The organism is Cellulosimicrobium sp. CpK407, assembly GCF_051844275.1.
Lineage (GTDB): Bacteria > Actinomycetota > Actinomycetes > Actinomycetales > Cellulomonadaceae > Cellulosimicrobium > Cellulosimicrobium cellulans_G.
The window spans coordinates 92,007-105,118 of record NZ_JBGNYC010000007.1; the positions used below are offsets into that span (position 1 = coordinate 92,007).

The following is a 13,112-nucleotide window of genomic DNA, read 5'->3' on the forward strand; positions in this document are numbered from 1 at the left end:
TCGCATGGAGATCACGCTGCGCGCGCTGGAGGACGGCGACCTCGACCAGCTCTTCGCGTGGGAGCGGGATCCCGAGGCCGTCGCGCTCGCGGCGTTCACGCGCGCCGATCCGTCCGACCGCGCCGCCTTCGACCGCCACTACGACCGCATCCGTGCCGACCCGACGTGCACCGTGCGGGCCGTCGAGCGCGACGGCGCGTTCGTCGGGACGATCGGCAGCTTCACCGCGGACGGGGAGCGAGAGGTCGCCTACTGGGTCGACCCGTCGCTCTGGGGGCGGGGGATCGCGTCGGCCGCGCTCTCGGCCTACCTCCTGGTCGAGCGGGAGCGACCGCTGTTCGCACGCGTCGCGGCGCACAACGCGGCCTCGTCGACGGTGCTCACCCGGGCGGGGTTCGTGGAGGTGGGCAGGGAGGTCTCGTTCGCGCCCGGCGTCGGTGCCGAGGTGGTCGAGCGGATCCTTCGCCTGGAGTCGTGACCCGGGCGAGGTCGCACAGCGGGCTCCGAGAATTCACCCGGCGTCCTCCGGGCGGTGGCCGGCCGGTCACCGATCGTTCCTAGCGTCGGGCCGACTCCCCGGTGACGGGGAGGCCCCCCGACCCGTGGAGACGACCGATGACGATCACGCCTGCCCCTGAGCATCGCCCCCTGCTCTCCGTCGCGCCGCACGCGCGCGGCAAGCGCAGCCCCGTCACCTGCCGGCTGAAGTGCGCGGACGCGTGCTCGCACCCGGTCCCCAACGAGAGCGCCAACGAGACGTTCCGCGACGTCGTCGCCGGCGCGATGTCGCGCCGTGCGCTGCTCGGCGGCCTCGCGGTCGGTGCCGCCGCCGTCGTGCTCGGCGCGCAGACCGTCGGCGCCGCGCCCGCCGCCGCCCAGGGGCTGCCCGGCCACGGTGGCGGCCACGGCGGTGGGCGCCCGCAGAAGGGGCTCGCCTTCGGCGCGATCTCGCCCCAGCCCGCGGCGCGCGACGCGTTCGTCGTCCCCGAGGGCTACCGGTGGCGGCCCGTGATCCGCTGGGGCGACCCGATCCTGCGCGGCGCCCAGCCGTTCGACGTCGCTCGCCAGACGCCCGAGGCCCAGGCGGGACAGTTCGGCTACAACAACGACTACCTCGACATCCTGCCGTTCGAGCGCCAGCACGCCCTCGCGGGCGCCCAGGGCAAGGGCAAGGGCCCCGGCCGGGGCACGCGCGGCCTGCTGGTCGCGAACCACGAGTACACCAACCCGGCGATCATGTTCGACGCCTCGTACGACGCCCCGACGCGGCGGGCCATCGAGCGCGCCGCGCACGGCATGTCCGTCGTCGAGGTGAGCCGCCGCCGCACGGGAACCCCGTGGGACTACGTCGCGGACAGCCGGTACAACCGCCGCGTGCACCTGGCGACCGAGTTCCGCCTGACCGGTCCGGCGGCCGGCTCGGACCTCGTCAAGACCGTCGCGGACCCGTCGGGGACGCGCGTGCTGGGCACGCTCAACAACTGCGCGGGCGGCACGACCCCGTGGGGCACCGTGCTGTCGGGCGAGGAGAACTACAACGGCTACTTCCGGACGTCGGGCACGGGCCACGACGCGCGCTACGGCCTGCGCGACGCCGCGACGGGGTACGGCTGGGAGCTCGACGAACCGCGGTTCGACGCCCGCAACCCCGGCTACGAGAACGAGCCGAACCGCTTCGGCTGGATCGTCGAGATCGACCCGTACGCGCCGGACGAGCCGCCGGTGAAGCACACCGCGCTGGGCCGGTTCAAGCACGAGGGCGCCAACGTGATCCTCTCGCGCCGCGGGAACGCGGTCGCGTACATGGGCGACGACGAGCGCTTCGACTACGTCTACAAGTTCGTCTCCTCGCGCACCATGCGTCCCGGCAACAGCGACGGCGCCCGTCGCCACAACAAGACGCTGCTCACCGAGGGCTCGCTGTACGTCGCGAGGTTCCGCGGCGACTCGCCCGCGTCCGAGATCGACGGGTCGGGCGCGGTGCCGTCCGACGGCGCGTTCGACGGCCGGGGCGAGTGGGTCCCGCTCGTCCTGGACGGGCGGAGCCAGGTCCCCGGCATGAGCCTCGAGGAGGTGCTCGTCTACACGCGCGTCGCGGCGGACCAGGTCGGGGCCACGAAGATGGATCGCCCCGAGGACGTCGAGCCCAACCCGGTCACGGGCCGCGTCTACGTCGCGTGCACCAACAACACCTCGCGCGGGCCCGCGGCGGTCGAGGCCGCGACCGAGCCGAACCCCCGCAACACCAACCGCGACGGCCACGTCGTGGAGATCGTCGAGGACGGCGACGACGCCGCCGCCCTGACGTTCCGGTGGAACCTGCTGCTCGTCGCGGGCGACCCGGCGACGAACGCCTCGACCTACTTCTCGGGCTACCCGAAGGAGAAGGTCTCCCCGATCTCCTGCCCGGACAACCTCGCGTTCGACGCCGAGGGCAACCTGTGGATCTCCACCGACGGGCAGCCCAGCACGATCCAGAAGTGCGACGGCCTGTTCAAGGTCACGCTCGACGGCCGCGAGCGCGGTCGCGTCGAGCAGTTCCTCTCGGTGCCGCGCGGCGCCGAGACGTGCGGGCCGCTCGTCGACTCGGCGGACCGCATGGTCTACGTGGCGGTCCAGCACCCGGGCGAGGACGGGTCGTTCGACGCGCAGGCGTCGTACTTCCCCGACTACCTGACGCCGGGCACCCCGGTCCCGACGGGCGCGTTCGCCGGCCCGCGGCCCTCCGTCGTCCAGGTGTGGCGCGACTGACGCGCCTCCCGCACGGCCGAGGGGTCCGGCGTCGCGGCGGCGCCGGACCCCTCGTCGTCCGCCGCACCTCCGGGAGACCCGTCCCGTCCGGGAGCCTCAGAGGCCCAGGTGCTCCAGCCACGCGAGGGCGGCGACGCCCTGGGCGCGCTGGAACGCGCGCAGGCGGGGGATCGTCGGGACGGCGGGCTTGCGCGCGGAGTGCAGGAAGTACCCGGCGATCCCGGCGACGACCGACCGCAGGTCGGCGGGGTGCACGTCGCCCCCGAGCGGGTGCGCCGCGAAGGTCGACGCCGCCCACGCGCCGCCGCGCGCGCGGCGCGCCGGGTCGGCGCTCACCGTGACCGGTTCGCAGACGTCCACCACGCCCTGCATCACGACGCTCGGCAGGAACATCGCGAGGTCGAGCCACGCCGCGCCGCGCGACGCGTGCGGCCAGTCGACGACGTAGACCCTCTCCGGCGTGAGGAGGACGTTGTCGGCGCGCAGGTCGCCGTGCACGAACGACTCGCCCTCGCACGCCACGAGCGCCCCGCGCTCGGCCTCCGCGAGCGCGTCGAGGTGCGCGGCCGCCCACGGCGCGACGGCGGCCAGTCGCGGGTCGGGGTCGTCGCGCAGCGCACGCCACCCGGTCGCCATGTCGGCGAAGTCGGGCCCGGTCGGCGGCAGCCGCATCGCGCGGGCCCCCGGGACCGACGCGAGGCGGACGAGGGTGGCCAGGACCCGGTCGAGCTCGTCGGGGTCCCAGGGCGTGGCGGGCACGTGCCCGTCGACGACGGCGAACGCCAGCGCGATCCAGTCGCCGTCACCGTGGCCCCACGCGAAGCGCGGGGCGGGGACCTCGCGCGGCAGCCGTGTCGCGACCTTCGCCTCGGCGCGGTGGAGGTTGGCCGCCACGGGCTCGTCCGCGGTCCGCGCCGCCTTGACGAAGAGGCGGGAGCCGTCGTCGAACGTGAGGACGGACGCGAGCCCGGGGCTGAACCCGGCCGAGACGGAGCGCTCCTGCACGACCCGGCCGCCGGCGACCGCCTCGAGCTCGTCGCGCAGCCCGAGCGGCAGGTCTCTCCAGAGCAGGCGGCCACCGCCCGAGGCGACCGGGACGTCTCCGGCGGCCTCGACGGCGGGCGGTGCGGCGTCGTCGGGCATCGAGATGCCACTTCCCCTGTCGGTGGCTGGACGGTCTCGTCGTCGGCGCGCTCCCGTCCCGCGGCGACGTGTGGCGCGCGACGGCGGTCCTGCGACCGGGACGAGCGCCCGGCGACGGCCGGGCGCAGACCTCTGACAACCTAGCGCTTCTCGCCGCGATGTCCAGCGCCGCTCACTCCTCGGACCGGACGTGCCCGGGTGCTCCGTAGACTGGGTGATCGTGACCCACCCTTCCGGCCCCGTCCCCGCGCCGGCGGCCTACCTCGACCACGCCGCCACGACGCCGCTGTCCGTGGCGGCGCGCGAGGCCCTCGTCGACGAGCTGTCGCGCACCGGCAACCCGTCGTCGCTGCACGCCGCGGGGCGCGCCGCCCGCCGCACGGTCGAGGAGGCGCGCGAGTCGATCGCCGCGGCGCTCGGCGCGCGCCCGAGCGAGGTCGTGTTCACCGCGGGGGGCACCGAGGCGGACAACCTCGCGATCAAGGGCCTGTTCTGGGGCCGCCGCACGACCGACCCGCGCCGTCGGCGGATCGTCGTCTCGGCGGTCGAGCACCACGCGGTGCTCGACCCCGCGTTCTGGATGGCCGAGCACGCGGGCGCCGAGATCGTCCTGCTGCCCGTCGACGGCGAGGGCCGCGTGGACCTCGCCGCGCTGCGTGCCGAGGTCGCCGAGCACGCCGAGGAGATCGCGCTGATCTCCGTCATGTGGGCCAACAACGAGGTCGGGACGCTGCAGCCCGTCCAGGAGGTCGTCCAGCTCGCGCGTCCGCACGGCATCCCGGTGCACTCCGACGCGGTCCAGGCCGTCGGTCAGGTCCCGGTCGACTTCGCGGCGAGCGGTCTGGACGCGATGACGGTGTCCGGCCACAAGCTCGGCGGGCCTGTCGGCGTCGGCGCGCTCGTCGCGCGGCGCGACGCGCCCCTCACCCCGGTCCTGCACGGCGGAGGCCAGGAGCGCGGCGTGCGCTCCGGCACGCTCGACGCGCCCGCGATCCGCGCGTTCGGCGTCGCCGTCGCCGAGGCCGTCGCGCACCGCGACGAGCGCGCGGCGCACCTCGCGGCGCTGCGCGACGCGCTCGTGGCGGGGGTCCGCGGGCGGGTCCCGGACGCCGTCCTCAGCGGCCCCGAGCCGGGGGCCGGCGGACGCGACGCCGCCCGCCTGCCGGGCAACGCGCACTTCACGTTCCCCGGGGCCGAGGGCGACTCGCTCCTCTACCTGCTCGACTCCGCGGGCGTGCAGGCGTCGACCGGCTCGGCCTGCCAGGCCGGCGTGCCGCAGCCGTCGCACGTGCTCCTCGCGATGGGCGTGCCGGAGCAGGACGCGCGCGGCGCGCTGCGGTTCTCGCTCGGCGTCACGTCCACGCCCGACGACGTCGCGCGCCTCCTCGACGCGCTGCCCCCCGCCGTCGAGCGAGCGCGGGCGGCGGGTCTCGCGTCCGGCCCGACGCGTGCCGCTGCTCCGACCCGCACCGCGGTCCCGACCCGCGCGGGCGGTGCCGCGTGAGGGTCCTCGCCGCCATGTCGGGCGGCGTCGACTCGGCCGTCGCCGCGGCGCTCGCGGTCGAGGCGGGGCACGAGGTCGTGGGCGTCCACATGGCGCTGTCGCGCAACCGCGACCAGTTCCGCACCGGGTCGCGCGGGTGCTGCTCGATCGAGGACGCGGGGGACGCGCGGCGCGCAGCCGACGTGCTCGGCATCCCGTACTACGTGTGGGACCTCTCGGAGCGGTTCGAGGACACGGTCGTCGCCGACTTCCTCGCCGAGTACGAGGCCGGGCGCACGCCCAACCCGTGCGTGCGGTGCAACGAGCACATCAAGTTCGAGGCGCTGCTCGACAAGGCGACGGCGCTCGGCTTCGACGCCGTCGCGACGGGCCACTACGCGCGCGTCGTGACGCGCGACGTGCCCGACGCGTCCGCCCCGGGCGGGGTGCGCACCGTGCGGGAGCTGCACCGCTCCCCGAACGAGGCGAAGGACCAGTCCTACGTGCTCGCCGTCATGGGGCCGGAGCGCCTCGCGCGCGCGATGTTCCCGCTCGGGGACTTCGCGTCGAAGGACGAGGTGCGCGCCGAGGCCGCGCGGCGCGGGCTGTCGGTGTCCGCGAAGCCCGACTCGTACGACATCTGCTTCGTCGCCGACGGCGACACGCAGGGCTTCCTCCGCGACCGCCTGGGCGCGCGCCCGGGCGAGATCGTCGACGCGGAGGGGACGGTGCTCGGCGAGCACGACGGCGCCTACGCGTACACCGTCGGCCAGCGCAAGGGCCTCGGCATCGACCGCCCCGCGCCGGACGGTCGCCCGCGGTACGTGCTCGACGTGCAGCCCGCGAGCAACCGTGTGGTCGTCGGCCCGGCCGAGCTGCTGAGCGTCGACCGGATCGAGGCCGGCGCGGCGGTCTGGTTCGACGGCGCGCGCCCGGCGCCGGGGGAGCGCGCCGACGTCGAGGTGCAGGTCCGCGCGCACGGTGCGCCGGTCGCGGCCCGGGTCCGGGCCGCCGGCGACGCGATGGAGGTCGAGCTCACGGGCACGACGCTCCGCGGGGTCGCGGCCGGGCAGTCGCTCGTCGTCTACGACGGGCCGCGCGTGCTCGGCCAGGCCACGGTGGACCGTGCCTACCGCGCGGCGGCACGGTCGGCAGACCGGTCGGCCGGTCAGCCGACGCCGACGGGCGCGGGGTGAGCGAGCGCGCGCACGAGCGCCGACTCGTCGCGCACGCACCAGTGCTCGACCTCCTGGCCCTCGGCGAAGCGCAGCACGTGCATCTCGCGCACCCGGAAGCGCCGCCCCGTCGGCGCGACGCCGCGGAAGAACCCGGTGTGACGCGCGCTGAGCTCGACGTGCAGCGCGACGAGGTCGCCCTCCGCGACGGCGTGCAGGACCTCGACGCTCTGGTCCTCGAACGCCTCGTCGTACCAGTGCATCATCGCGAGGAGGGCGTCGACGCCGCCCTCGCAGCCCGGCGACGTGTCGTGGTTGCGGAACCCGGGCCCGAGCAGCGTCGCGAGCGCGTCGCCGTGGTTGCCGGGGATCGCCCGCGTGTGCACGGCGACCGCCGCGGCCTTGTTCTCGTGCGTGCCCATGTCGGAGCCCTTCCGCACACCCTCGTGCTCGGTGGCCGCGCGGCCCCCGGACCCCGGCGGGGTCGCGGCACGGCTCGGTTTCCCAGTGTGCTCCTGGAGAGAGGTGGACGGCACGTGGTTCGTGACGAGAGGCCGGGCGACGCCCGGGGCGAGCGCTCGCACGGGGGTACGGCATGACCGCGGTGAGCGGGCTCGGCCCGTGGCCCGGCGGCGAGGGAGCGGACGTGCTGGAGGCGCAGCTCACGGTGCTCGGCGACCTCGCCGAGGTCCCGACGGGCGTGCGCGGAGTGCCGTTCCTCGTCCAGCTCCCGGGGCGCGGACCCGGCGCGGACGCGACCGGGCGCACCGCCGCGCTGCTGCCGGAGCTGCCCGTCGAGCTGGGTCCGCACGGCTGGAAGCTCGCCGACCACGGCGGCGCGGACCGGCGGCGGGCTGAGGCGTTCCTGCGCGAGGACCTAGAGGCGCTCGCCATCGCGGGGGCGGGGTACTCGGGCCCGCTCGCCGTGACCGTCACCGGGCCGTGGACGCTCGCCGCGGACGTCTACCTCGCCCGGGGCGACCGCGTGCTGTCCGACCGGGGCGCCGTGCGCGAGGTCGTCGAGGCGCTCGCGGTGGCCGTGGGCGACCACGTCGCGCAGGTGCGCCGGCAGGTCCCCGGGGCGGACGTCGTCGTGCAGGTCGACGAGCCGCTGCTCGCCCAGGTCGGGGCGGGCGTGCTCCCGTCGTTCTCGGGCTACTCGCGCCTGCGCGCGGTGCCCGGCCCGGATCTCGTGGACGGGCTGCGGCCCGTGCTCGACGCCGCACGCGCCGCGTCGGCGTCGACGGTCGTCCACGTGGGAGGCGCCTGGGTGGGCGTGGCGCCCGTCGTGCTCGCGGGCGCCGACGCCGTCGGCCTCGCGCTCGGGCCGTGGGACGAGAAGACGTGGGAGACCGTCGCGCGCGCGGTCGAGCGGGGCGTCGGCCTGTGGGCCGCGCTCCCGCCCGCACAGGTGTCGCAGTGCGCCGGCCCCGCGCTGGGCGAGCTCGCCGACCTGGTGAGCGTGCCGTGGCGCCGGATCGGGCTCCCGCTGCCCGCGCTCGACGACGTCACGCTCCTGGGCGCCCCCCGGGGTGCCGGGGGAGGGCCGGGTCGGGGCGTCGCGGGCACTCCCGACGAGCACCGCGCCCTGCTCGCGAACCTGGGCCGCGTCGCCGACGTGCTGGCGGAGCGCGCCCACGCCTGAGCGCCGCCTGGGCGTCGGCTCGGCGGCTTCCCGCACACCGCCCGTCGTGCGTACGCTTGACCCCGCGCGGCGGTCACGACGGCGACGTGCGGACGGCCGTGCCCCGGCTCTCCGGACGGCACGGACGTGTCCTCCGCGCCGACCCGTCCCCCCACCGCGAAGGACCCCCATGCCCGTCCTGCGAGCCGTGCTGTTCGACCTCGACGGCGTGCTCACGCCGACCGCCGAGCTCCACATGCGCGCCTGGGAACGGCTGTTCGCGCCGTACTGCGCCGCGCACGGCCTCGCCCCGTACACCGCCGCGGACTACTTCGCGTCGATCGACGGCAAGCCCCGGTACGACGGCGTCGCGACGTTCCTCGCGTCGCGCGGCGTCGAGCTGCCGCGCGGCGAGGTCACGGACGCGCCGGGCGAGGGCACGGTGTGCGCGCTGGGCAACCGCAAGGACGAGATCGTCAACCGCATGTTCGCCGACGAGGGCATCACGCCCTACCCGGGCTCCGTGCGCTTCCTCGACGCCGTGACCGGGGCGGGCGCCGCCGTCGCGGTCGTGTCGTCGTCGCGGAACACGCCCGCGGTCCTCGCCGCCGCGGGGCTGACGGACCGGTTCGACGTCGTCGTCGACGGGAACGTCGCCGCGCGCGAGCACATCGCGGGCAAGCCCGCTCCGGACACCTACCTGCGCGCGGCCGAGCTGCTCGGCGTCCCGGCCGCGGAGGCGGTCGTCGTGGAGGACGCGCTCTCGGGCGTCCAGGCCGGTGCCGCCGGGGACTTCGGGCTCGTGCTCGGCGTCGACCGCGGCGTGGGCGCCGACGCGCTGCGCGCGCACGGGGCCGACGTCGTCGTGAGCGACCTGGGCGAGCTGGACGCGACGGTCCTCGACCGCCCGCGCGCCGCCGTGGCCGCGCAGGCCGACGCCGCACCGGCCGGCGAGGAGGCGGGCGCGTGATCCGCAAGACCGCCGACGAGCAGAGCACCGTCGACCGCCTGCGCTTCCCGGCCGAGCCCTGGCGGCTCGTCGAGTCGCAGTTCTCGGCCGAGGACCTCGGCGTGACCGAGACCCTCTTCGCCGTCGCGAACGGCTACCTCGGCATGCGCGGCAACGTCGAGGAGGGGCGGGAGTCCCACTCGCACGGCACGTTCGTCAACGGCTTCCACGAGACCTGGTCGATCCGGCACGCCGAGGAGGCGTACGGGTTCGCGCGCGTCGGGCAGACCATCGTCAACGTCCCCGACGCGAAGGTCATCCGGCTCTACGTGGACGACGAGCCGCTCCTGCTGCCCGTCGCCGACCTCGTCGACTACGAGCGGTCGCTCGACCTGCGCGACGGCGTCCTGCGCCGCGAGCTGCTGTGGCGGACGCCGTCGGGCAAGCGCGTGCAGGTCCGTTCGGAGCGCATGGTGTCGTTCGTCGAGCGGCACCTGGCGATCATGACGTTCGAGGTGACGCTGCTCGACGCCGCGGCGCCCGTCGCGATCTCGTCGCAGATCCTCAACCGCCAGGACGGGCAGGACGAGTACCACGTGCGCTCCGCCTCGCTCGGCGAGGGGTTCGACCCGCGCAAGACCGACCAGTTCTCCGGTCGGGTGCTCCAGCCGCAGTCCCAGTGGGGGGACGACGAGCGGCTCGTCCTCTCCTACCGCGCCACGAACTCGGGCATGACGCTCGCCGTCGCGGCGGACGACCTGCTCGAGACCGAGAACGAGTGGGACGTGCGCACGCAGGTCGACGAGGACCTCGCCAAGCACGTGTTCCGCGTCCACGCCGAGCCCGGCCGCCCCATCCGGCTCACCAAGCTCGTCGCGTACCACACGTCGCGCGGCGTGCCGTCGCGCGAGCTCGTCGACCGCTGCCGCCGCACGCTCGACCGCGCGCGGGAGACCGGCGTCGACGGCCAGCTCTCGCTCCAGCGCGAATGGCTCGACGACTTCTGGGCGCGCTCCGACGTCGAGGTCCCCGGCCAGCCCGGCATCCAGCAGGCCGTGCGCTGGAACCTGTTCCAGCTCGCCCAGGCCACGGCGCGGGCCGAGGGCAACGGCGTCCCCGCCAAGGGCCTCACGGGCTCCGGGTACAGCGGGCACTACTTCTGGGACACCGAGATCTACGTCCTGCCGTTCCTCACGTACACGAGCCCCCGGTACGCGCGCAACGCGCTGCGGTTCCGCTACCAGATGCTCGACGCCGCCCGCCGCCGTGACCGCTGCCCGGCGCGAGGTCGACGACCTCGCCTCCCGCCTGCGTGAGCTGACCGACGTCGCGCACCGCGACGAGGTGGCGCGCGCGCAGCAGCAGCTGCGCATCGAGCAGCTCCAGGCGCGCAGCGTCGACGAGCTCGGCCTCGACCCGGCGGTCCTCGTCGAGGAGCTCGGCCCGCACCGCGACGTCCCGGTCGCGTCGGACGACGACGAGCCGCGCACCGTGCCCTACGACCGCGCGGCCCAGGAGAAGCGGCTCCGGGCCGCCGAGCGGGACCTCGGTCGGCTCGGCAAGGTGAACCCGCTCGCGCTCGAGGAGTTCGCGGCGCTCGAGGAACGGCACAAGTTCCTCGCGGACCAGCTCGCCGACCTCAAGAAGTCGCGTGCCGACCTCCTGGAGATCGTCAAGGAGATCGACGAGCGCGTCGAGCGGGTGTTCGCCGACGCGTACCGCGACACCGCCGAGCAGTTCGAGCGGGTGTTCGCGCGCATGTTCCCCGGCGGCGAGGGACGGCTGGTACTCACGGACCCGGACGACATGCTCACGACCGGGATCGAGGTCGAGGCGCGGCCGGCGGGCAAGAAGGTCAAGCGGCTCTCGCTCCTGTCCGGGGGCGAGCGCTCGCTCACCGCGGTCGCGCTGCTCGTCGCGATCTTCAAGGCCCGGCCCTCGCCGTTCTACGTCATGGACGAGGTCGAGGCCGCGCTGGACGACGTCAACCTCGGCCGGCTCCTCGAGATCTTCCGGGAGCTCCAGGAGGACTCGCAGCTCATCGTCATCACGCACCAGAAGCGCACGATGGAGATCGCCGACGCCCTCTACGGGGTGACGATGCGCGGCGACGGCGTGACGACCGTCATCAGCCAGCGGATGAACGAGACGCGCGAGGAGGTCCCCGTGTGAGCGGGCTCACGCCGCCGCACGGCACGTGCGCGACCTGGGCGGACGCTGGAGAAACGTTGGAATTCCGGGCCTTGTGAAGATGTGGTGCCGATCGGACGGCACGGCGTGGCACGGGTCGCGCCGCGTGCGTCGACCCGGATACTGGACCTCATGGTCTGGATGTTCGTGTGGCTGGGGCTCACGCTCGGCGTCGCCGCCGTCGTGTTCCTGTTCGCGAGCGTCGTCGCGCGCTCGGAGGCCCAGGCCACGGGCGCGGCGGGGGACCGCTCCGGCGAGCAGGGGATGCGCGCGTTCTGGCGCGACTTCCGCTCGGGGCTGCGTCGGCGGCGTCGCCGCGGGAACCTGGACGCCCACCACGTCGGGACCGTGCGCATGCCTCGGCCGGTCGACACGAGCATCGACGACTTCTTCACCGCGACCGAGGTGACGTCGAACGCGTACGTCGACGCGGAGGAGCTCACCGACGTCCTGCACCGCGCGCGGGAGCGCGTGCGGCCGCTGCACACGGGAGAGCGTCCCCCTCAGGCGTGACCACCGCGGGACCACGGGCGTGACCGCCGCGTGGCCTCCGCCCTCGTCTGAGAGACTTCCGGGGTGAACGACCTCCTCCCGCTCTGGATCGTCCTCGGCGTCCTGCTCCTCGTCGGCCTCGTCACCTTCGGGACCGTGTCGGTCCGTCGGCGTCGCCGCGACGTCGTCGAGCCCCCGCCCACCGCACCCGCCGAGCCGCCGGCGACCCGCGAGCCCGTGACGGCGCCCCCGGGCGCCGAGGTGCAGGCCCCGCCCGTGGAGGAGGCGCCTCCCGCGCCGACGGTCGAGCGGCCGGAGCCCGTCGGCGGTCGCCTCGTCCGGCTCCGTGAGCGCCTCGCGCGCTCCGGCTCGCCGCTCGGCGCCCGGCTCCTCTCCGTGCTCTCGCGCGACCACCTCGCGGAGGACGACTGGGACGAGCTCGAGGAGACGCTCCTGCTCGCGGACGTGGGCGCCGGTCCTGCCGGCGAGCTCATCGACGCGCTGCGCACCAAGGTCCGCGTCCTCGGCGTCCGGGACGCCGCGAGCGTGCGCGACCTGCTCCGCACGGAGCTCGTCGCGCTCGTCGACCCGTCGCTCGACCGGTCGCTCGCGACGTCGCCCCACGCCGGCGAGGACGGGAACCCGGTGCCGGCCGTGGTGCTCGTCGTCGGCGTGAACGGCACGGGGAAGACGACGACGGTCGGCAAGCTCGCGCGCGTGCTCGTCGCGGAGGACCGCAGCGTCGTGCTCGGCGCGGCGGACACGTTCCGGGCCGCGGCGGCGGACCAGCTCGAGACCTGGGGCTCGCGCGTCGGCGTCCCGACCGTGCGCTCGGACCGCGACGGCGCCGACCCCGCCGCCGTGGCGTTCGACGCCGTGCGCCGGGGCCGCGCCGAGGGCGTGGACGTCGTGCTCGTCGACACCGCCGGCCGGCTCCAGAACAAGCAGGGCCTCATGGACGAGCTGGGCAAGATCCGGCGCGTCATCACCAAGGAGGCGCCGCTCTCCGAGGTCCTCCTCGTCCTCGACGCGACCACGGGGCAGAACGGTCTCAACCAGGCGCGCGTGTTCGGCGAGGTCGCCGGTGTGACGGGCATCGTCCTGACGAAGCTCGACGGGACGGCACGAGGAGGCATCGTCGTCGCGGTGCAGCGCGAGCTGGGCGTCCCCGTGAAGCTCGTCGGGCTGGGGGAGGGACCCGACGACCTCGCCCCGTTCGACCCGGAGCAGTTCGTCGACGGGCTCCTCGGCGACTGACGGGCGACGTCCACGGGTCACGGTCGTGTCACGCTCCGATCACGAGCG

Annotated in this window: 10 protein-coding genes and 2 pseudogenes; 10 read left to right on the forward strand and 2 right to left on the reverse strand. The window is 75.3% G+C overall.

What is annotated here, in order from left to right; translation table 11 throughout:
- Nucleotides 1–4: 4 nt before the first annotated feature.
- Together ABWU78_RS05300 and ABWU78_RS05305 are read left to right on the forward strand one after the other, a co-directional pair.
- Complete coding sequence (locus ABWU78_RS05300; protein WP_439157764.1) at nt 5–478, forward strand: GNAT family N-acetyltransferase; 474 nt, start codon at nt 5–7, stop codon at nt 476–478.
- A gap of 137 nt (nt 479–615) precedes the next feature.
- Nucleotides 616–2,751, forward strand: a complete 2,136-nt coding sequence (locus tag ABWU78_RS05305) for a PhoX family protein (protein WP_439157765.1) — start codon at nt 616–618, stop codon at nt 2,749–2,751.
- Nucleotides 2,752–2,847: 96 nt separating this feature from the next.
- On the opposite strand, the gene ABWU78_RS05310 is transcribed toward ABWU78_RS05305, so the two are convergent.
- The gene (locus ABWU78_RS05310; protein WP_439157766.1) at nt 2,848–3,894 is read right to left on the reverse strand and encodes a phosphotransferase family protein; all 1,047 of its coding nucleotides are present in this window, start codon (nt 3,892–3,894) and stop codon (nt 2,848–2,850) included.
- A 220-nt stretch (nt 3,895–4,114) separates the two neighbouring features.
- Here ABWU78_RS05310 and ABWU78_RS05315 point away from each other — a divergent pair, with 220 nt between their 5' ends.
- Together ABWU78_RS05315 and mnmA are read left to right on the forward strand one after the other, a co-directional pair.
- On the forward strand, nt 4,115–5,398 hold the full coding sequence (locus tag ABWU78_RS05315) for a cysteine desulfurase family protein (protein ID WP_253053513.1): 1,284 nt from the start codon (nt 4,115–4,117) through the stop codon (nt 5,396–5,398).
- Nucleotides 5,395–6,573, forward strand: coding sequence for a tRNA 2-thiouridine(34) synthase MnmA (mnmA, locus tag ABWU78_RS05320; protein WP_439157767.1), 1,179 nt, complete (start codon nt 5,395–5,397; stop codon nt 6,571–6,573). The genes ABWU78_RS05315 and mnmA overlap by 4 nt, the downstream gene beginning before the upstream one ends.
- Here mnmA and ABWU78_RS05325 read toward each other — a convergent pair.
- A complete protein-coding gene (locus ABWU78_RS05325) occupies nt 6,546–6,974 on the reverse strand; it encodes an ester cyclase (RefSeq protein ID WP_439157768.1) in 429 nt (142 codons plus the stop codon). The genes mnmA and ABWU78_RS05325 overlap by 28 nt on opposite strands.
- A gap of 173 nt (nt 6,975–7,147) precedes the next feature.
- Between ABWU78_RS05325 and ABWU78_RS05330 the strand changes: the two genes are divergently transcribed.
- The 6 genes and pseudogenes from ABWU78_RS05330 to ftsY all read left to right on the forward strand — a co-directional run bounded on the left by ABWU78_RS05330 (nt 7,148) and on the right by ftsY (nt 13,064).
- Nucleotides 7,148–8,197: a hypothetical protein gene (locus ABWU78_RS05330; RefSeq protein ID WP_439157769.1), complete on the forward strand. Its 1,050-nt coding sequence runs from the start codon at nt 7,148–7,150 to the stop codon at nt 8,195–8,197.
- A gap of 169 nt (nt 8,198–8,366) precedes the next feature.
- Complete coding sequence (locus ABWU78_RS05335) at nt 8,367–9,146, forward strand: HAD family hydrolase (protein ID WP_439157770.1); 780 nt, start codon at nt 8,367–8,369, stop codon at nt 9,144–9,146.
- Nucleotides 9,143–10,393 (forward strand): annotated as a pseudogene (locus tag ABWU78_RS05340) (glycoside hydrolase family 65 protein); the annotation flags it as partial. The gene ABWU78_RS05335 and the pseudogene ABWU78_RS05340, both read left to right, overlap by 4 nt.
- A 19-nt stretch (nt 10,394–10,412) precedes the next feature.
- A pseudogene (locus ABWU78_RS05345) lies at nt 10,413–11,297 on the forward strand (AAA family ATPase); the annotation flags it as partial.
- Between the two features lie 150 nt (nt 11,298–11,447).
- Nucleotides 11,448–11,828: a hypothetical protein gene (locus ABWU78_RS05350; protein ID WP_253051265.1), complete on the forward strand. Its 381-nt coding sequence runs from the start codon at nt 11,448–11,450 to the stop codon at nt 11,826–11,828.
- 63 nt (nt 11,829–11,891) lie between these two features.
- Nucleotides 11,892–13,064 (forward strand): signal recognition particle-docking protein FtsY, encoded by a 1,173-nt coding sequence (gene ftsY / locus ABWU78_RS05355; RefSeq protein ID WP_253051266.1) that lies wholly within the window; start codon nt 11,892–11,894, stop codon nt 13,062–13,064.
- Nucleotides 13,065–13,112: the final 48 nt, after the last annotated feature.